The organism is Chryseobacterium sp. HNCC26DJ240 (assembly GCF_057180485.1).
The window spans coordinates 165,491-185,186 of record NZ_JBXUGK010000007.1 but is presented as its reverse complement, the minus strand read 5'-3'; the positions used below and the strand labels follow the sequence as shown (position 1 = coordinate 185,186).

General features: G+C 34.5%; 19 protein-coding genes. 1 reads left to right on the top strand and 18 read right to left on the bottom strand.

What is annotated here, in order from left to right:
* Positions 1–720 precede the first annotated feature (720 nt).
* A complete protein-coding gene (locus AC2A1G_RS15140) occupies positions 721–1,257 on the top strand; it encodes a helix-turn-helix domain-containing protein (RefSeq protein WP_484047748.1) in 537 nt (178 codons plus the stop codon).
* Between the two features lie 89 nt (positions 1,258–1,346).
* Here AC2A1G_RS15140 and AC2A1G_RS15135 read toward each other — a convergent pair whose 3' ends face one another.
* From AC2A1G_RS15135 to AC2A1G_RS15050, 18 genes are all read right to left on the bottom strand, one after another.
* The gene (locus AC2A1G_RS15135; RefSeq protein WP_484047747.1) at positions 1,347–2,513 is read right to left on the bottom strand and encodes a proline dehydrogenase family protein; all 1,167 of its coding nucleotides are present in this window, start codon (positions 2,511–2,513) and stop codon (positions 1,347–1,349) included.
* A 63-nt stretch (positions 2,514–2,576) separates the two neighbouring features.
* The gene (locus AC2A1G_RS15130) at positions 2,577–3,506 is read right to left on the bottom strand and encodes a UbiA family prenyltransferase (RefSeq protein WP_484047746.1); all 930 of its coding nucleotides are present in this window, start codon (positions 3,504–3,506) and stop codon (positions 2,577–2,579) included.
* A 13-nt stretch (positions 3,507–3,519) separates the two neighbouring features.
* Positions 3,520–4,446: a mevalonate kinase family protein gene (locus AC2A1G_RS15125; RefSeq protein ID WP_484047745.1), complete on the bottom strand. Its 927-nt coding sequence runs from the start codon at positions 4,444–4,446 to the stop codon at positions 3,520–3,522.
* A gap of 73 nt (positions 4,447–4,519) precedes the next feature.
* Complete coding sequence (locus AC2A1G_RS15120) at positions 4,520–5,998, bottom strand: MFS transporter (protein ID WP_484047744.1); 1,479 nt, start codon at positions 5,996–5,998, stop codon at positions 4,520–4,522.
* 381 nt (positions 5,999–6,379) lie between these two features.
* Positions 6,380–7,558: an acetyl-CoA C-acyltransferase gene (locus AC2A1G_RS15115; RefSeq protein WP_484047743.1), complete on the bottom strand. Its 1,179-nt coding sequence runs from the start codon at positions 7,556–7,558 to the stop codon at positions 6,380–6,382.
* 98 nt (positions 7,559–7,656) lie between these two features.
* Positions 7,657–8,037, bottom strand: coding sequence for a hypothetical protein (locus AC2A1G_RS15110; protein ID WP_484047742.1), 381 nt, complete (start codon positions 8,035–8,037; stop codon positions 7,657–7,659).
* Between the two features lie 170 nt (positions 8,038–8,207).
* Entirely contained in the window at positions 8,208–9,290 is a 1,083-nt protein-coding gene (locus AC2A1G_RS15105; RefSeq protein WP_484047741.1) for a hypothetical protein, read from the bottom strand.
* 86 nt (positions 9,291–9,376) lie between these two features.
* Positions 9,377–10,069: a hypothetical protein gene (locus AC2A1G_RS15100; RefSeq protein ID WP_484047740.1), complete on the bottom strand. Its 693-nt coding sequence runs from the start codon at positions 10,067–10,069 to the stop codon at positions 9,377–9,379.
* Positions 10,035–10,589, bottom strand: a complete 555-nt coding sequence (locus AC2A1G_RS15095; RefSeq protein ID WP_484047739.1) for an RNA polymerase sigma factor — start codon at positions 10,587–10,589, stop codon at positions 10,035–10,037. The genes AC2A1G_RS15100 and AC2A1G_RS15095 overlap by 35 nt, the downstream gene beginning before the upstream one ends.
* A 117-nt stretch (positions 10,590–10,706) precedes the next feature.
* A complete protein-coding gene (locus AC2A1G_RS15090) occupies positions 10,707–12,041 on the bottom strand; it encodes an MFS transporter (protein ID WP_484047738.1) in 1,335 nt (444 codons plus the stop codon).
* Positions 12,042–12,058: 17 nt separating this feature from the next.
* Complete coding sequence (locus AC2A1G_RS15085; RefSeq protein WP_484047737.1) at positions 12,059–12,658, bottom strand: bifunctional nuclease family protein; 600 nt, start codon at positions 12,656–12,658, stop codon at positions 12,059–12,061.
* A gap of 190 nt (positions 12,659–12,848) precedes the next feature.
* Complete coding sequence (locus AC2A1G_RS15080) at positions 12,849–13,796, bottom strand: electron transfer flavoprotein subunit alpha/FixB family protein (RefSeq protein WP_484047736.1); 948 nt, start codon at positions 13,794–13,796, stop codon at positions 12,849–12,851.
* A 130-nt stretch (positions 13,797–13,926) separates the two neighbouring features.
* Positions 13,927–14,673 (bottom strand): electron transfer flavoprotein subunit beta/FixA family protein, encoded by a 747-nt coding sequence (locus AC2A1G_RS15075; RefSeq protein ID WP_484047735.1) that lies wholly within the window; start codon positions 14,671–14,673, stop codon positions 13,927–13,929.
* 141 nt (positions 14,674–14,814) lie between these two features.
* On the bottom strand, positions 14,815–15,522 hold the full coding sequence (locus tag AC2A1G_RS15070; RefSeq protein ID WP_484047734.1) for an SDR family oxidoreductase: 708 nt from the start codon (positions 15,520–15,522) through the stop codon (positions 14,815–14,817).
* Positions 15,523–15,602: 80 nt separating this feature from the next.
* Entirely contained in the window at positions 15,603–16,514 is a 912-nt protein-coding gene (locus tag AC2A1G_RS15065) for a T9SS type A sorting domain-containing protein (protein WP_484047733.1), read from the bottom strand.
* A gap of 128 nt (positions 16,515–16,642) precedes the next feature.
* A complete protein-coding gene (locus tag AC2A1G_RS15060) occupies positions 16,643–18,022 on the bottom strand; it encodes a dipeptidase (RefSeq protein WP_484047732.1) in 1,380 nt (459 codons plus the stop codon).
* A gap of 131 nt (positions 18,023–18,153) precedes the next feature.
* Positions 18,154–18,429, bottom strand: a complete 276-nt coding sequence (locus AC2A1G_RS15055; RefSeq protein WP_484047731.1) for a hypothetical protein — start codon at positions 18,427–18,429, stop codon at positions 18,154–18,156.
* A gap of 122 nt (positions 18,430–18,551) precedes the next feature.
* The gene (locus AC2A1G_RS15050; protein WP_484047730.1) at positions 18,552–19,628 is read right to left on the bottom strand and encodes a class I SAM-dependent methyltransferase; all 1,077 of its coding nucleotides are present in this window, start codon (positions 19,626–19,628) and stop codon (positions 18,552–18,554) included.
* Positions 19,629–19,696: the final 68 nt, after the last annotated feature.

Below are 19,696 nucleotides of genomic sequence, written 5' to 3'. Positions count from 1 at the left end.
TTATAAAGTTTTAGTTTTCTATAAATCAAATATTTATAAAATCTAAGTTAAGCTTTAATTTATATTTACTTTAAGTGTTTAAATAGGTGATTATCTTGATTTGAGTGTAAAAATATTAAACATTTAAATTGTGGAACACGTTATAGTTATACTGCTTATTACAAAAGTAAATTAAAAAGAATATTGTTGAAAACTCTAAAATGACTGTAAATAAATAGCTTTAAATAAAATGGGTAATATATATTAAAGAATAACAAAGATAATTAGATCTACTAAAACTTAATTTATGTTAAAACTCCTTTCCATTGGTAGTCTCCAAGCTTTAAATTGATTTATGGGCTCGATATAATTTTATGGAAACCCTATTTAAAGTAGTTTTATCTCGTCTCCTACTCCATGTGACATCAGAGCATCAAAAAACGAGTGATAGAAGTGCTTAAGAGAAATTTAATGTAAATATGATCTATTTAATACGCAGAAAAAATTTACTTAAATAAATTACTTCATCTGTTACTTTAACATTAAAGTCGAATAAAATTTCTGTGGAATAAAACTTGAATTTATCAAGGTAAATTATTTGGATATTTATAATTTATTGATTTGTAGTGAATTAGCAAGTTTACATTTGTATCTGATTTAGACTTTAAACCGTTTACATTTGTATTTGCATGTTGTAAACTAATTGTTTACATTTGTAATTAGTAATTTTATACTTTTTGTATGAGTTTAAACGAAAGAATTTCGCAGGTTATAGAGTATTCCGGTTTTACACCTTCAGAATTTGCTGATGAAGTTGACGTGCAGCGCTCATCGATTTCTCACGTGACATCTGGACGAAATAAACCGTCTCTGGAATTTATCATTAAAATAAAATCCCGTTTTCCGGAGATTTTGTGGGATTGGTTAGTTAACGGTGATGGCGAAATGCTGAAATCTGAACTTCCGGCTGAAGAAGAAATGGTAGAAGAGAAATTTAAGCCAACTTCTCTCCCCGATCTTTTCACTCTTATAAATGAGGAAGAAGAAGAAGAAAAAATTGAAGAGGATCCAAAACCAGAAAAATCTCTCGTAGCAGAAGCTCCGTCAGAATCTTTTAAAACTTACGAGAGTAAAGCCAATACTGAAATATTCGATTCTCAGCGATTAGAAAAATCAAATGAACAAATTGTTAATCAAGTTATTGAAAATCAGACGAATAAGATAAAGCGTATCGTATTGTTCTACGAAAACGGAAAATTTGAAAGTTTTGAACCTTAATTGCATTTAATAATAAATTAACCTTCCAAATATAGAAACGAAAAAAGCTCAGTCTTTGCGACCGAGCTATTAATATTTTTTAGAAAAAATTATTTATTTCTTCTGTCCAGTTCTTTTTTAATTAAACCCAATTCTCTTCCGGTTTGTCCGGCAACAGAAGTGTTTTCTCTCGCTCTTCTTGTCAGATACGGAACAACATCTTTCACAGGTCCATATGGCAAATATTTAGCAACATTATAACCCTTATCAGACAGGAAAAAACTAATGTTATCGCTCATCCCGTAAAGTTGCCCAAAATAGATGTTTGGATGGTCGTTTGGAAGACCTGCTGCCTTCATTTTATCCATTACCAATTCTGAAGAAACCTCATTGTGAGTTCCGAAAAATGCTGAAACTTTATCTAAATTCTGCATTACAAAATCAATTCCTGCATTGTAATTTTTATCTGAAGCATCTTTGGTTGGCTGAATCGGATCTGCATAACCTTTTTCTACAGCTCTCGCACGTTCTTTTTCCATGTAAGCACCACGAACGATTTTATAACCAATGAAATAATTGCGCTCTTTTGCATGCTTAAGATTCTGTTCCATATATTCAATACGACCTGTTCTGTACATTTGGATCGTGTTCCAGACAATTGGTTTTTCCTGATTGTATTTCTCCATCATTTCTTCGCAAAGCTGATCTGCCGCATCCTGCATCCAGGTTTCTTCGGCGTCTACCATCACTTTTTTGCTGTGTTCATGGCAAAGTTTGCACACTTCATCGAATCTTTTAACCACTCTTGCCCATTCTTCTTTCTGGCTTGAAGTAAGTTCAGAACCATTTCCAACAGCTTCATACAGATCAATTCGTCCGAATGCAGTCGGTTTAAAAACGATGAAAGGAATGGCAGGATTTCCTACAGAAAATTTAATAATATCTTTAATCTCCTGACATACAGCATCGAAAGTTGCTTCATCTTCCTTACCCTCAATTGAGTAATCGAAAATACTCCCAACGCCTCTTTTAAAAAGCTGCTTTACCGCTTTCATGCTTTCTTCACGCGTTTCGCCACCGCAAAACTGCTCGAAAAGTGTTCTTTTAACAACACTTTTTACGAAAGGAAAATTATTATGAACAGTGAAATTAAGAACTGAAGTTCCAAGGCTTGTAAGGGCAGGCTGCTCAATCATTTTGAACATCCAGTACGCTTTTCTTAACTGCGCATCGCTTTTATCAGCAAATGCAACTTTAGTGTCGTTAAAAATGGACATTATTTAAGTTAGATTAGATTTTTGCAAATGTAAACAAATCATTAATGCTGGTAAAACTATATTTTAGATTTTACCATAAATTCCATTCAGCAACATTGAAATAATACCGATAAAGACCCAAAACCTAAGAATATTCAGAGTAATGAATTTGTTTCGTCTCGTAGAATTGATCAGCAAAAAAATACAGGTAATAAAAACAAACAGACCTGCGGCAAAATAATATGCCATAAAGCCTGTAAGTCCGCTTTTATCAACGATTTTCGCCGAAACGAGCATTGTTATAATGATAAGTGAAATAATAATTGCAGACGTTATTTTTTTTGAAAAGAAGTTCGGAATTGTGATGTAACCGAAAACTTCATCCACTTTTCTCGTCAGTGTATCTTTTACAATATCAATAATGAGTAAAATTAAAAACAGAAAAATGGCCATCAGTAAAACTTTTTTCGAAAACGTTTGGTAATAAACCATCATTCCAAAGAAAGGATAAAGCGTCAATGCTACAAAAGTGAGGTTGTTGACAATCAAAATTCTGCTCAGTTTATGGCTATAATACCACATGACAAACTGATAAAATATAAAAAACAGCAAAACTCGGTAAGAGATAAAAGCTGCGATTCCCAAGGAAATAATCGAAAGAAAAAGATAAATGTAAAGAAAATATTTTTGCTTCAAAAAGCTCTGAATCCTGCTTCTGAAAGGCTTTACAACATGATCTTTTTCCACATCGTAAAACTGATTGATAATGCCTCCAGCTAAAATCGTGAGAACTGTACAGAAAATAATCCCGTGTACTTTAAAATCGAATACAAAACTGCTGAAATTTTCGTCCTGATTAAACAGGAAAAATGTAGAAACGTAAAGTGCAAAAGTAAGCAGAATGGCGACAAAAAAACGCGCTCCCAATAAAAATCCCACGAACTGCGAAAGTCTGTAAAACAAAGATTTTACCGGAGGATTTAATGGTATGGGATTACTTTTTTCAGAACTCATTCCTGAAAAAATTTTAGAATCTGTAAATCACTTCTTTATCGAAGCCATCAAGCATTTTTTCTGCTTTTTCGTAGTCTTTTGTGAAGCCTAAAATGTAACCTCCACCTCCGCTTCCGCAAAGTTTAAGGTAATAAGCATTAGAATCAAGACCCTTTTTCCAGATGTTGAAAATACTTTCCGGAATCATCGGACGGAAATGTTCATAAGCCCAGTGAGAAAGCTTTTTCAGGTTTCTGAAGAAAGGATTCATATCTTTTTTAAGAAAAGAATCGATGCAGGCATTGTTGTATCTGATAAACTCTTCTTTCAAAGTTTTACGGAAACCTTCAGTTTTCATTTTTTCGAAGAAAATCTGAATCATTGGTCCGGTTTCGCCAGTAATTCCTGAATCAATCAGGAAAATTGCGCCTTTTCCTTCTTCTCCTTTTGGAATGGCAACTTTGCCTAAATTTTCTTTATTTTCTATAAGAATCGGAAGGTTCATGTAGCAGATCAAGGGATCCATGCCAGAACTTTTTCCGTGGAAATAGCTTTCCATTTCGCCAAAAATAGCTTTGATATTTTTTAAATCATCTTTAGAAATGCTGTCAGGATTGTGTTTAGTAAAGCAATACTTTTCGAAAATAGCGGCAACCAACGCACCTGAACTTCCTACTCCGTAACCTTGAGGAATATTTGAATCAAAGAAAAGTCCGTTTGAAATATCTTCCTTAAAGCGGCTGATATCCAATCTGAACTGCTCGGGAAGAGCTAAATTCTGCAGATAATCTGCGTATTTCTGTAAATGAAAATTAGATTTCTTCTCAAACTCTGATTCAGAATCTGAAAACTTCAATGTGCCTTTATAAAAGCTGTAAGGAACTACAAGACCTTGTGAGTCTTCTATCATTCCGTACTCTCCGAAAAGGATAATTTTAGCGTAAAATAAAGGGTTCGTCATTCTGTGTTAAAATCTTTATGCAAAGTTACTACAATTCTGCTGAATATTAACAAATTTTAAGCCATTTCAGAACTTATATCTTGGTTTTTAAGAATCTGATCAGAATCGCTCCTGTAGCAAAAAATGCCGACATCGAAATAAATGCGTACTGCATGTTGTGAAACTTCTGGATAAACACACTGAAGATTAGCATTCCACAAATGATTGCCAGTTTTTCCAATACATCATAAAAGCTGAAATAGGTTGTGTTTTCCATTGAATTTTCAGGTAAAAGTTTAGAATACGTTGACCTTGACATTGCCTGAAGACCACCCATTACCAAACCAATTAGACCTGCCAAACCGTAAAACTGCAACTGCACATTTGGGTTTTCTTTGTTTAAAGAGTATGCCGAAAGACAACATCCAATCCAGATGATCACTGCAATGGTGATGACGTTTTTATTTCCAATTTTTTTGGATAATCTTGAGAATAAAAATGCTCCGAAAATCGCGATAATCTGAATCACCAGAATTGTGATGATTAATTTATACTTGTCAACTTCCTTCGGAAAAATCACCGTACTTCCGAACGGAACCGCCATGAGGAAAATAGTCTGCATTCCTACGCTGTAAAAGAAGAAACTTGAGAGGAAAAACTTCAGTGCTCTGTCTTTAAAAAGCTTATTTCCCACACGGAATAATTCTCTGAAACTCTCTTTCGCAACATCTTTATAAAAGCTAATATTATCTTTTAAAACCTCAAAAAATCCACCTTGCTCTTCGTGTCTTTTGAAGATATTTTTATAATTTAATAAAACCAAATCTTTCGGAAGTTTCTCTTTCACATCGCCAAATTGCGGCAAATGTTTGAAAGTATATTGTGAAAAACCAAACCACCAGGCACCTGTCAAGAGAAAACTCACTCTGATATAAATTTTAGCCTGCTCCGGACCTTTTGCAACCACCTGAATTAAAACCAAACAGATAATCAATAAAACTACAGAACCGATATAACCGTAAATATATCCTTTTGCAGAGAGTGAATCCTGCTTTTCGGGCGTGGCGATATCCGGCAAAAATGAATTGTAAAATACCAAACTACCCCAAAAACCAACACTTGCAGTGATGCTGAAAAGTAATCCTAAAAAGACATTTTCCATCCCTGTAAACATCGCCAATCCCATACACGAGGTTGCTCCCAGATAGCAGAAAAACTGGAGGAAAGATTTTTTGTTTCCAATGGTATCTGCCAGTGATGATAAAAATGGTGATAAAATCACGACTAAAAAGAACGAAATCGCATAAGAAAAACTTAAAACCGCTTCCGGCTCATAACCATCACCAAAGATTTTAAGCATGTGACGCACCGGAATTTCCTGCACTTCACCAGCTTCGGCTACAAACTCTTTTTTGTTGTAGGCTGTCGTTAAAATCGTATAGTAAATCGGGAAAATCGCGGAAGTAATGACCAGAGAATAAACAGAATTTGCCCAGTCGTAAACTGCCCACGCCTTCATGATTTTCGGGTTATTCTTTATATTTTGAGTCGGTTGAATTTCAGTTTCAGACATTTTCAAACTAATTAGTTGCACAAAAATAGAAAAACCGCTGAACATTCGGCAGTTTTTATTTTTATAAGATGGAATTTTATTGATTTGTTAAAATTACAGTAGGATTTAAAAATAAAAAAACCAAAAACACGAATGCTTTTGGTTTTTAAAATTTATGTCTGAAAATCTATTTTTTAAAGAAATTCTAACTTTTTCTGCTAATCAATATCTGAGCTATCAGCACTAAAATCCCACCAACCTGAACGATTGTACCGATTGTTAGACCTATATTTCCGTTGAGAGGCCCCAAAGTAATGTGAGTGATTTTTAGCCACGCACCTAAGAGAGTGACTAAAAAACCAATCAAAAAAATAATGATACCTAGTTTAAATTTCATAAGTCTTACATATTTTCAATAACGATTGCAGAAGCTCCGCCACCTCCGTTACAGATTGCTGCAGCACCGTATTTACCGTTATTTTGCTTTAAAACATTAATCAAAGTAACGATAATTCTTGAACCAGAACTTCCAAGTGGATGACCTAAAGCCACTGCTCCACCATTTACGTTAACTTTGGCAGCATCCAATCCTAAGATTTTATTGTTTGCCAAACAAACTACAGAAAATGCTTCGTTAAATTCAAAGAAATCAATATCTGAAACTTCCAAACCTGCCTTTTTAAGAGCGATCGGTAAGGCTTTTGAAGGCGCTGTTGTGAAGTTTTCAGGCTCGTGAGCAGCGTCTGCATACGAAATGATTTTAGCTAAAGGTTTCAAGCCTAATTCTTCCATTTTCTCTTTTGAAACAAGGATCAAAGCTGAGGCACCATCATTTAATGTAGATGCGTTAGCTGCCGTAACTGTTCCTTCTTCTTTTTTAAAAACGGTTGGAAGTGTTGGCATTCTGTCGAAATTTACCGCTTTGTATTCTTCATCTTCAGCGAAAATTACCGGATCTCCTTTTCTCTGAGGAATCGATACGGGAACAACTTCTTCAGCAAATTTTCCTTCGCTCCATGCTTTTGCTGATCTTTTGTAAGATTCAATGGCAAAATTATCCTGATCTTCCCTTGAAAAACTGTAATCTGTAGCACATTTTTCTGCGCAAACACCCATGTGTACTTTGTTGTAAACGTCTGTAAGTCCGTCAAGCACCATTCCGTCCTGCATTTTTACGTCGCCTAATTTGGTGGCGTTTCTTGCATTATAATAATGAGGAACCATTGACATATTTTCCATCCCACCTGCAACGATAACGTCTGCATCACCAGCTTTGATGGCTTGTGCAGCCATTGTCACAGCCTTCATTCCTGAAGCACAAACTTTGTTGATGGTCGTTGAAGGCGTTTCGTTTGAAAGTCCTGCACCCAAAGCAACTTGTCTTGCCGGAGCCTGACCTTCACCTGCCTGAAGAACATTCCCCATGTAGATTTCCTGAACATTTTTCGGGTCAAGATTAATTTTGTCTAATGCTCCTTTTACTGCAGCAGCTCCCAGTTTTGTTGCCGGAACTGTAGATAAACTTCCCATAAAACTTCCCATTGGAGTTCTTACTGCGGAAACGATGAATACTTCTTTCATATTTTCTTTAATTTTAATTTTTAATTTTTCTACACAATTGATCATAATTTCCTAAAAACTTAGTGTTTTGATCTCTTACCCTTGGCTCTTTTTACTTTTTACCTGGCTCTTTTTGTAAATAACATTATCAAAGCTCCTAAAAACTCAACTGCCCAGCCCCATTGTAATTTCACAGTTCCAGCTAAAGCTTTTGTCCATGATTTAAATGGCAGAAAACTGAAGTAGCTCGAAGCCTGATATTTTATGGCAAATAAAGTGAATACAAAAAGAATCAGCAGAAAAACAGCGAATGTATTCACAAGTTTTCCTCTGTTGTTTACAATTCCGAAAAGTGCACAGGCAGAGAATATCCAGCAGAAAATTGCCAGAAAATGATCGAGTTGCCAATAGTTCCAGTTTCCGATGATAGGAACATGAACGAGTGGAAGAAAGCTTCCGACAACCACTAAAATCAATCCTAAAAGCTGTAAGTTTTTCATTAATAATTGTAAGATGTATCATTAATCTTAGAATGCCAAAGTACAAAAAAAAACATACTTTTTGTAAGTATGTTTTAAAATCAAATAATTGAAATTTATAATATTGTTTAAATAAAATTATTAAACAAAAATTATCTATTATTTAACATTAACTTAATTATTATGAATTATTAAAAATTAATACTAACAAACTCTAAACCGATATGAAGTCCATATTTGTTGTTTATAAGTGCTTCACTGGTAAAAGTTGGAGTAAAATCTTTTTGAATAAATAATGCTACACCACCATATCCAACACCAATTTTTGCGCCTGCTGTAAAATTATTTACACCAACCATCACTCGTTCTCTTTCCACTATTTTTTTTGTGTAGTCTGTAGAATATTTGTTATAAATTGTACTTCCTGCTCTCACTCCTCCATAGAAACCACCTGTTAAATAAAACTGTGTTTTTGTGTTGTCAATGTATTTTACACCTTCATATTCTGTAAATTTGGGATTTAGAACCCATCTCAACTCTAAAGGAATTGTGATGTATGAATTATAAATGAGAGTTCTTTTTAAATATCCTTTTGTAAAATCCTGCAAGAAGAGATTTTTACCATCCTGAGCAAATACTTTATCATTCTCAGGAGTAAAATAGTCGATCCGATAGCCTAAACCTGTACGGTAAAAAAGTGGGCTTGTAAAATTCCCAAGCTGATTTTCATATCTCAAAGTTGTGTATGCTGATAGATTTTTACTTGAACGCTTTACGTCAGACTCTTTATTAAAATATCCAAATGGCTTATCACCTGAAGTAAGTGAAGAAAATACAAAACTTCCCGTAAGCCTTACTGAGTGTAAATAATCTTTAGGAAGCTTTACTCTTTTGTTGAGAAACCCCAATAATCCATTTTGAGGATCTACGGTAAGACTGTATCTTTTATCAGGATTCAGTACAATATTTTTTACCATTTCTTTTGTAGAATCTTCCAGAATACCTTTTTCGCTTTCGATTTTATCATTGAGAATATTTTGATATTTTTCAGCAATTTCAGTTCTCTTTTTTTGCTTTTCTTCTGCCGCAGCTTTTCCTTTGAATTCCTGATCAAGCTTATCAAGTTCAATATTCATCTTTGCTTTTTCAGAAATAATAATACTGTCGATTTTTTTGGTATATCCATCCATTTCAGTATGAATATTTTTTTGATTCTGGCCAAAGGCAAATAATGAAGAAAATAGTGCACAAAATACGATGATTTTATTTTTCATGTTTAGAAATTTTAAAGCATAATTTTAAAATACTGTTCAATTTTTCAAACAGTTTTCAGCTCAGTTTTTTGTTTATTTTAATGGAATTATTCAGCGGATGTAGAGTCGGAAAAGACTTTAACACCAAAAATCTTGAGAGAATGCGGACGTCTGATTTTTATTTTTGAAGCATCTAAAACACCAAATTGTTTACTGTTATTCGCTTCTTGTCTGGTTCTGTCGAATTCTCTTCCTAAAAGCAAATCATCGGCGCTGATGTATGATGTTTTCTTTTTTTCAGCAACCTCTTTTTTCAAATTTTGATTTTCATTTACACCGGCTATAACTTTTGAAGCTCCAAAAATTTCCTGAGGTTCATTCTGTTTAGAAATCGAAATATCACCTTTAATTTTTGCTTCTTTGGTTTTAATTGAGGTTGATGATTTCGTTAATGATTGCTGTTTTAGAGGTTTTGGATTTTCTTTAATAATGAAATCAATTTCATCCTCATCAATAATCTTTAATTGTTCACTACCTTTCGTGTTTTTGTGGGTTAGTTCTTTTACAGCAACTGTTTCTCTAAACCTTGAACTTTTATCAGAATTAAAATAAAATAAGCCTCCTACAGAAATCAAAAGAGCAATCATCGCAGAATATTTCCACCAATGAAAAAGTGGTTTTTGTACAGTTTCAGAACCTTTTTCTAATTCATCTTCAATCTGATTCCAAAGATTGACAGAAGGCTTTATTTCGAGGTCTTCGTAATCAGTTTTTAACTGTTTCAGTATGTTTTTGTCCATTTTCTTTTACTTTTAAATAATCTGCAATCCATTTTTTGGCTTTGCTGAGCTGGCTTTTGCTGGTTCCTTCTGAGATATTCAGAATTTCAGCAATTTCCTGATGTTTTTTGTCTTCAAATACATAAAGATTAAAGATCAATCGGTAACCCGTCGGCATTTGAGAAAAAATCTCTTCGATATTGATTTTATAAAGATTTTCATCTGAATCCTCTTCGAAATAATCATCAGCAACTTCAATATCTGAATACAGAATATTTTTATTTTTCCTGATAAAAGTTATTGAATCATTTACTACAATTTTCCTCAACCAAAACGGAAAACTCTTCCACTCTTTGCAGTCATTAATTTTATTGAAACATTTCAGAAAAGCATTCATCAAAACATCTTCCGCATCATGAATATTATTAGTGTAAGAATTCGCAACCGCCAGCATTTTAGCTGAAAACAAATCGTAAAGCGCTTTTTGAGCTTTCCGATCCTGCTTTTTGGCGAGTTTAAAATTCTCTTCTAAATTCTTCATTAATTAGTTTCTATGTAAAAGACACAGGTTTTTGAAAATGGTTGCCTTAAAAATAAAAAAAATTGCACTTTTTATTCAAAAGTGCAATGTAATATTTCTTTAATCATGGAAATAAATCTAGTGTTTTACTTCTTTTAATTGATTTGGATCGTGTTTATGTTTAAAAACAATAGCGAAAGCAATCGTCACCAACAAGGCATAGCCGGCAAAAATATACCATGAAGTCTGCCATCCTGCAAGTTGCAGTGCCGGATCAGTTTGCGAGAAAACGTAGTGATTTACCACTTCCTGAGCTCCCAACATTCCGATTGTTGCTCCGAAACCATTCGTCATCATCATGAAAACTCCCTGTGCGCTTGAACGAATGCTTTTGTCGGTTTCTTTATCAACGAATAATGAACCTGAAACATTGAAGAAATCGAATGCAATACCATAGACAATCATTGAAAGAACGAACATCCAAACTCCGCCACCAGGATTTCCTGTTGCGAATAATCCGAATCTTAAAACCCATGCAAACATCGCCATCAGCATTACTTTTTTGATTCCGTATCGTTTTAAAAAGAATGGAATCAATAAAATACAAAGTGTTTCTGAAACCTGTGATAACGAAATCAATGCATTTGCGTTGTTTGAACCCCAGGTATTGGCAAATTCGGGAATTTCTTTAAAACTGGTAATAAAAGGATTTGCATATCCGTTGGTAATCTGTAGTGAAACGCCCAAAAACATTGAGAAGATGAAGAAAATCGCCATCTTTTTCTCTTTAAATAAAGCAAAAGCTTTTAAACCTAATGCATCAGATAAAGTTCGTTTTTCATCATTTTTATTAATTTCACATTTCGGTAAAGTAAATGAATAAATGAAAAGAATAATTCCTAAAACACCAGAAACAAAGAATTGGCTGTAATTATTCTGAAAACTCGGAAAACCTGATTGATTTGAGAAATTAAACTGGAAACTTCCATCCTTAATTCCTGCAAAGTTTACGAAAAGCATTGCAACAATAAACCCTACCGTACCTAACGTACGAATGGGCGGAAATGCTTTAATGGTATCAAAATTATTATTAACCAAAACCGTGTAAGCCACTGAATTTGATAATGCAATAGTTGGCATGTAGAAAGCAACACTTAAGCTGTACAGAAGGAAAAGCTTGGAAAATTCAACATTTTCACCTGCTGACATCCCGTAATAACCTGCCCAGATTAAGAATGCTGCGGCAAGAAAGTGGCAAATCCCAAGAAGTTTCTGTGCCTGAATCCAACGGTCTGCAATAATCCCCATAATAGCAGGCATGAAAATCGAAACAATTCCCTGCATTGCGTAGAAAAGTCCAATTTTTGAACCCAACCCTACCGAACCAAGATAATTTCCCATGGAAGTAAGATAGGCTCCCCAAACCCCGAACTGTAGAAAGCTGAGGATGGTCAAACGTAATTTTAAATTCATCTTTTATGTAAAAATTCTTAATCTATTTTCTTTTTTCTTCTTTTTATTTCCTCCTGAATTTCAAGAGCTGTATCAAAATCTTCTTCTTTCACGGCGTCTTCGAGCAACTTCTGCAATTCTTCCATCGAAATTGATGTTAAACTGTCTTCGGAAGCTCCGGTTTCAGAAAAAACTTCATCTTCTTTGGCAACTTCTTCCAGTTCAAGCAAAATTCCGGCTTCGTTTAGAACCTGTTGCGTTGTGAAAATGGGTGCGTCAAATCTTACAGCCATCGCAACGGCATCTGAAGTTCTTGCATCCAGAATCAATTCCTCTTCAGTTTCTGAATTTTTAAAATTTATATTTGAAAAAAATACACCGTCTACGATCTGATAAATGATTACAGAAACCAGTTTATAATTCGTAGAAACAATAAATTTTGTGAATAAATCGTGGGTAAGCGGACGTGGAGGATGAATGTCTTTTTCTAAGCCTAAAGAAATGGATTGTGCTTCGAAATTCCCAATAACAACGGGCAGTTTCACGTTTGTCTCTTCATGTTCCAATAACAAAGCGTACGCTCCAGATTGAGTCTGGCTGTACGATATTCCGCGTATGATTAGCTGTTTATAATCCATGGCTACAAATATAAATTAAATTTTTATTGTAGGTTTTACTTTTTAGACAAAAATAAAAGCCCGGAAGCCGAGCTTTTATAGTATTTATGTAAAATAGTGAATGATCAATTGTGAATTTAGCTAAGCAAGTGAATTATCAAAATTAAAAAATTGACGAGCAAAGCGAATTAACCATTCACAATTCACTTTCTTATCCTTTGATTGCTTTGATTTTCTCTGTTAATGCAGGAATAATCTGGAAAGCATCTCCCACAACACCATAATCAGCTGATTTGAAGAACGGAGCCTCCGCATCACTGTTGATTACAACGATTGTTTTAGAAGAGTTTACACCAGCCAAATGCTGAATTGCTCCTGAAATACCAATGGCAATGTATAAATTCGGAGAAATAGCTTTACCTGTCTGCCCAACGTGTTCGTTGTGACCTCTCCATCCGATGTCTGAAACCGGTTTTGAACAGGCTGTTGCAGCACCTAAAACATTAGCTAAATCTTCTACCATCCCCCAGTTTTCTGGCCCTTTTAGTCCTCTACCAGCAGAAACCACGATTTCAGCTTCTTTTAAGTCTAATTTTCCTGAACTTTGTTCGTGAGAAATCACTTTCGTATCTTCATTGACAACTGAAAGGTTTTTCACTTCTTCAGAACCAGAAACTGCATTTTCTTTAACACCAAAAGCGTTTTGAGAAACTGTTAAAATAACTCCTTCTCCTTCAGCTTTTGCATGCATGAAACCTTTTCCTGAGAATGCTTTTCTCTTCACCTGGAACGGAGACTGACTTTCAGGAGCTTCCAAAACGTTGGTAATTAAAGAATAATCTTTCATTACAGCCAACATTGGCGCCACTGAAGAAGCATCTGTTGTGTGAGGGAAAACAAGGATATTTCCGTCAGCAACTTCACTTACTGCCTGAGCATAAGCTTTTGCTGAGAAATTTTTAAGACCTTCGTCTTTGATGTTGATGACGTTTGTTGCTCCATATTTATATAATAAATCTGAAGAATCTGTTGGGTTTACAGAGATTGCCGTCACGGTAGTTCCTGCCTGATCAGCCACTGCTTTTGCGTAAGAAACTGCCTCAAAAGCCGCTTTTTTGTAAACTCCGTTTATATTTTCTGCGTATACGAATACTGACATTTTAATTTTGTTTAAAGTTTAAGGTTTTGTGTTCAAATTTGAGATTTGAGGTTTGAAATTTGATATTTATTAATACCGAAATATTTACTCTTTCTCACTTGAAGTTTTTTACTTTTTACTTGGCTCTTTATTAGATCACTTTCGCTTCTTCGTGAAGAAGTCTTACCAATTCATCTAAATTATCCGGAGAAACGATTTTCACAGCGGCTCTTGGCGGAACTGAGTCATAAGAAACGCCCTGAACTTTTACCTCAGAAGAAGTTGGCTCTACTACCTGCAAAGGTTTTGTTCTTGCTGACATAATTCCTCTCATGTTTGGAATGATCAAATCTTTTTCATCTACCAAACCTTTCTGACCTGCGATTACTGCAGGTAATTTCACAGAAATAGTTTCTTTACCACCTTCAATTTCTCTTACAGCAGTTGCTTCGCTTCCGTTTACATCTAAACCAACTGAAGCATTTACGAAAGGTTGATTCAATAGCTGAGCTACCATTCCCGGAACAGAACCACCGTTATAGTCGATAGATTCTTTACCGCAAAGTACTAAATCGTAACCACCATTCTGAGCTACAGAAGCGATTTCTTTAGCTGTAGAATAACTGTCTTTTGGATCAAGATTTACTCTTACACCATCGTTTGCACCAATAGCCAAAGCTTTTCTGATCACTGCTTCTGTTGCTGCATCACCTACGTTGATCACTGTAACAGTTGCTCCCTGAGATTCCTGTAATTTGATTGCTTTTGTTAAAGCAAATTCATCCAACGGGTTGATTACCCACTGAATTCCGTTTTTGTCGAATGCAGATTTGTCTGCTGTAAAGTTAATTTTAGAAGTAGTGTCAGGAACACTACTAATACAAACTAATATTTTCATATTTATAATATATTTTTCTTTTTGCTTAGCTAATAAAAATCAGATCAGCAATTTTGTTTGTTAAGTGTTGTAAATATAAATAAAAAATATATTATGCATGCATAATACTTATTTAATTATTATTCAACGCATTATAAGTTTTTAACTCTTTGGTTTTGATGCCCTAAACTCTATCTTGCTCGGCAAAACTCTTGGATTCATTTTTAAAACATCGAGTACTAAATTGCCCATATCTTCCGGTTGAATTTTCCATTCATCTTTCTCTGAAGGAACGTTTCCGTTGAAATTTGTCGCTACAGAACCCGGCATAATGACTGTAGATTTGATATTGTATTTCCTTAAATCAATCATGGCAGCTTGTGTAAATCCAACAACCCCGAACTTCGAAGCGTTGTAGCCCGTTCCTTTTTCAAAGAAATTGGCTCCGGCCAAACTTGAGATGGTGATGTAATATCCTTCTGTCTTTTTTAATTCAGCAACTGATGCTTTTAAAGTATGAAAAACTCCGGTCAGATTGGTTTCAATCATAGCATTCCATTCTTCTGAACTTAATTCATCAACGGGTTTAAAAACACCCAGACCTGCATTGGCAATTACAAAATCCAGCTGGCCAAATTTCTCAACAATTAAATTTACAGCTTGATTTTCATCATTCAAACTTCTCACATTTGAAACAATTCCCAAAACGTTGTCTGATATTTTCTTTAAATCTTCCTCCGCTTTATCCACATCTTCTTTTTTTCGTCCAGAAAATGCTACGGAAACTCCATTTTTCAATAATATTTCAGCTATTCCCAAACCAATTCCTTTGGTTCCACCTGTGATGTAAGCTACTTTATTTTGAATCATTATTTAAAATTTTTAATTTCTCTAAAATAAGAAAAACGCCCCGAATGGAGCGTTTTATTGACACTAATATTTATCAGTAGTTACTTTTTGATAATTCTATCAGAAATTCTTCCTTTTGGAGTAGTGACATTAATCAAATACACTCCCGCTGCCAAATTACGTAAATCAACTTTGTTTTCATTTACTTTGACATCTAACTTTTTACCTGAAAAATCAAAAACTTCAATAGAATTTATCTTATCTGTTGATTCAATAATTGCAAAATCAGATGTTGGATTTGGGTATAATTTATAAGAAATTTTCTTTGCATCAGCTTCTGATGTTCCCAAAACTCCGCTTAACACTTGGATACCATCGAAATAGGCAGCACTATTATAATTGTCATTTGTTATAGCTAAATTACCAACCATAGTACCTCCAACCACAATACCTGTATGAATTAATGTGCCATTTTGATAGTATTTTGCTTCATTGTTAACAAAATCCAATTCAATTTTATAGGTATTCCAGTTACCTCTGGTGAAATTAGCATTTGTATCTACATATACTATAGACAATGGATCAAGAGGATCTGCATCAATAACATTAATATTTCCCTGGAAATCAAAATTCATTCTCGCATTAATTGTTTGCTGGGTGGGAGACTGGGGTGAGAAATAGAAATCACACTCATCTCCAGCAGTGGCAGATGTAGTAAAATATGCATTAAACAAAACCGTCACAATCGAACCAGTAGTTGATACTGTTGGACTAATAGCTCCTGCTGAAGAATGCACCGTTCCATTATTACCAGTAATCTTCAATGACTGAGTTCCAGGATTTGCTTGCTCAGCTGTAACTGCTCCATTATATGCGGCTGCAGTACCACCCCAACCAGCCTGCCCGGCGATAGGACCTACTGTAAAACCCTGTGCAGTCTCAAAACTGTAATTCATTTGCGCACTACCCAGTGCAAAAGTGGATAAAAATCCAGTCAGTAAAACTTTTTTCATAAAACCTAATTTTTTTATTCCCGTAAATATATGAATATCACTTTATAAAGAAAAATTATTTATGTTAAAATTTAAAAAATCCTCAAGAAATTTCTCGAGGATTGAATTTTGTAAAGAGAAAACAGTGCTTATTTCACATAATTTTCAAAGAACAATGGTATACTTTCGATTCCTTTATAGAAATTAAATAATCCGTAATGTTCGTTTGGAGAATGTATTGCATCAGAATCTAAACCGAAGCCCATCAATACAGATTTAGCACCCAAAACCTGCTCAAACATTGCAGTAATAGGGATACTACCGCCACCTCTGTATGGTAAAACTTCTTTACCGAATGCTGTTTCCATAGCAGATTTTGCTGCAGAAAACTCTTTTGTATCAGTTGGTAAGACGTAAGGCATTCCTCCGTGGTGAGGTGTTATTTTAACTTTTACATTATCAGGAGCAATTTTTTCGAAATATTTTGTGAACTTTTCAGTAATCTCTTCCGGAGTCTGATAAGGCACCAGACGCATAGATATTTTAGCAGAAGCTTTAGAAGGAATCACAGTTTTTGCGCCTTCACCTGTGTAGCCGCCCCAAATTCCGTTGCAATCTAAAGTTGGACGGATAGAAGTTCTCTCTAACGTTGTATAGCTTTTTTCACCTTCAACACCGCTTAAACCAATTGATTTTTTAAATTCCTCAGGATTGTCTTTCAACTTATTCATATCTGCTCTTTCTTCATCAGAAACTGCTTCTACGTTATCATAAAAACCATCGATGGTAATTCTTCCGTCATCATCAATTAACTTAGCAATCATTCTTGAAAGCACATGAATCGGGTTTGGAACTGCACCACCGTAAAGTCCGGAGTGCAGATCTCTGTTTGGACCTTCCACTTCTACTTCTACATAACTCAATCCTCTCAAACCTGTGGTAACCGTAGGTTGTTCGTTACTGTAAATGTGTGTATCTGAAATCAAAATACAGTCACAAGACAGTTTTTCTTTGTTTTCGTTTACCCAAGTTCCTAAACTTACAGAACCAATTTCTTCTTCACCTTCCAAAATAAATTTCACATTACAAGGCAGTGAATTTGTTTGCATCATTGCTTCAAATGCTTTTAAATGCATAAAAAACTGTCCTTTATCATCGGCTGAACCTCTTGCGAAAATCGCTCCGTCGGGATGAAGGTCTGTCTTCTCAATATATGGATCGAAAGGAGGTCTTCTCCACAATTCAATCGGATCGGCTGGCTGCACGTCGTAATGACCGTAAACAAGTACCGTTGGAAGGTCTGCATTGATGATTTTTTCACCATAAACAATAGGATAGCCAGTAGTTTCACAAATTTCCACCTGATCTGCTCCTGCAGTTTTGAGGAAAGAAGCTACTACTTCTGCGCATTTCAAAACATCATCTTTGTAAGCGGGGTCTGCTGATATTGAGGGAATTCTAAGTAATTCAAATAACTCATCTACGTAACGAAGTTTGTTTTCGTTGATGTATTTTAAAGTCTCTTGCATTGTAAATTTTTATTTTGCTAAAAGTAGAAAATTGAAACGTAAGAACAAAAAAATTCCACAATTTTTCAGTTTAATACAACAAAAATATCCTGCATTTTGCAGGATATTGAAATATGTTTTCTTACTTAAAATTAGTGAGAAGCAGCTGGTGCGTGAGTTTCTGCTGGCTTAGGAGCAGTAGCACTGTCTTTTTTCGGGGCTTCAGCAGCGTGGTGTTTTGCAGTATCAGCTTCGTGATGAGCAGGTGCTGCAGCATGACCGTGACCCTCTGCACCTCCCTGATGATCATCAGAATATCTTTCAACACCTTCTTCAAGTTTAAGAGTATTTTTATTTCCTCCGGCCTGAATTTTTTTACAGCTTACTACAGCAGTTGCAAGTGCCAAACCTAACATTAATTTTTTCATATACAGATTTATATTTTAAAATGTATTTTGAAGAACTTCATCATTCAAAAAATATGAAAAGCTCATTCAATAATTTTTTTACAGCCCAAAAGTAAGAAATCTTGCATTTTTCGGCAACATTTTTATACTGATTTTAATATTATTTTTCCTTTTTTGGATTGTGTAAAAATAAGATACCTACCTCCGCCGTCTTTTAGCTGGTATTTTTTCTTAATATCTTCTGGTTTTAAGGGATAGTTTTTTGAAATCAGATTAAACTGTTCTTTCTTTTTAATTTGCTTTGAATCAATTACTTCCATTTCTAAAATTCGTCCGGGAAAATCTTTTATTTTAACATCCGATGTGTACAAATGGGTATTCGGATGAAGTTTATTTAAGTTAAAATGTTCAGAAATTAAATTAAAAATTCCTGCTTTCAGGATTGTATTATTGGGAATATAAATAAATCTCTGAGGCTCAGAATAGGTTGCGGCAGTGTTTTTTTCAGCATTTATCTCAAAACTGAAATCTTTTTCACCGCTTTCCAGGTTTACGCAATTGCAGATCACTTCTCCTGAATAATTTTTAGAAAGAAAAACCACAATCTCTTTAACATCATTTCTCACGGCAATAATTTCAATCTTGGAAACATTTTTTAAAACTGAAATCAGATATTTTAAATCAATTAAAGGAGATAGTTTTATAATTACTTCTTCTGAAATTTCAAGCAGTTGATCCTGAATTTCAAGAATATTTGGTGATAAATCTTCAAGAAGGAAAACTTTGTTCTTATTCTGATCTCTTCTTGCGGGATCAAGATAAATTGTGTCAAAGTTTTCTGTATTTTCAGTAAGAAAATCTTCTAATTTCTGATTGACAAATTCTGCTTTTCTATCTAAAACCGTCCAATTGTGTTTCACAATTTCTAAAAGTTCCGTGTTTTGTTCAACCAATGTAACTTCCTCAAAATTTTTAGATAAATAATAAGCATCAATCCCAAAACCGCTCGTCAAATCAATGAACTTCTTGCCTTTTAAAATCTGTGATTTGTAAAGTGCCGTTTTTTCAGAAGAAGACTGCTCCAAATTAAGCTGTGGTGGGAAAACTATTCCATCTTTTAACAAAAAAGGAAACTTTCTCTGTGCGACCTGTTTTCCTTTAATTTGCTGAACGATTTCCTGCATAGAAACTTCAGGAAAAGTGGATTTTTTTAATAGCAATGAATGCAGATCTGAATTGAGATTTGCATTGATGAATCGTTGAATATCTTTATTTGAATGCCACGAAT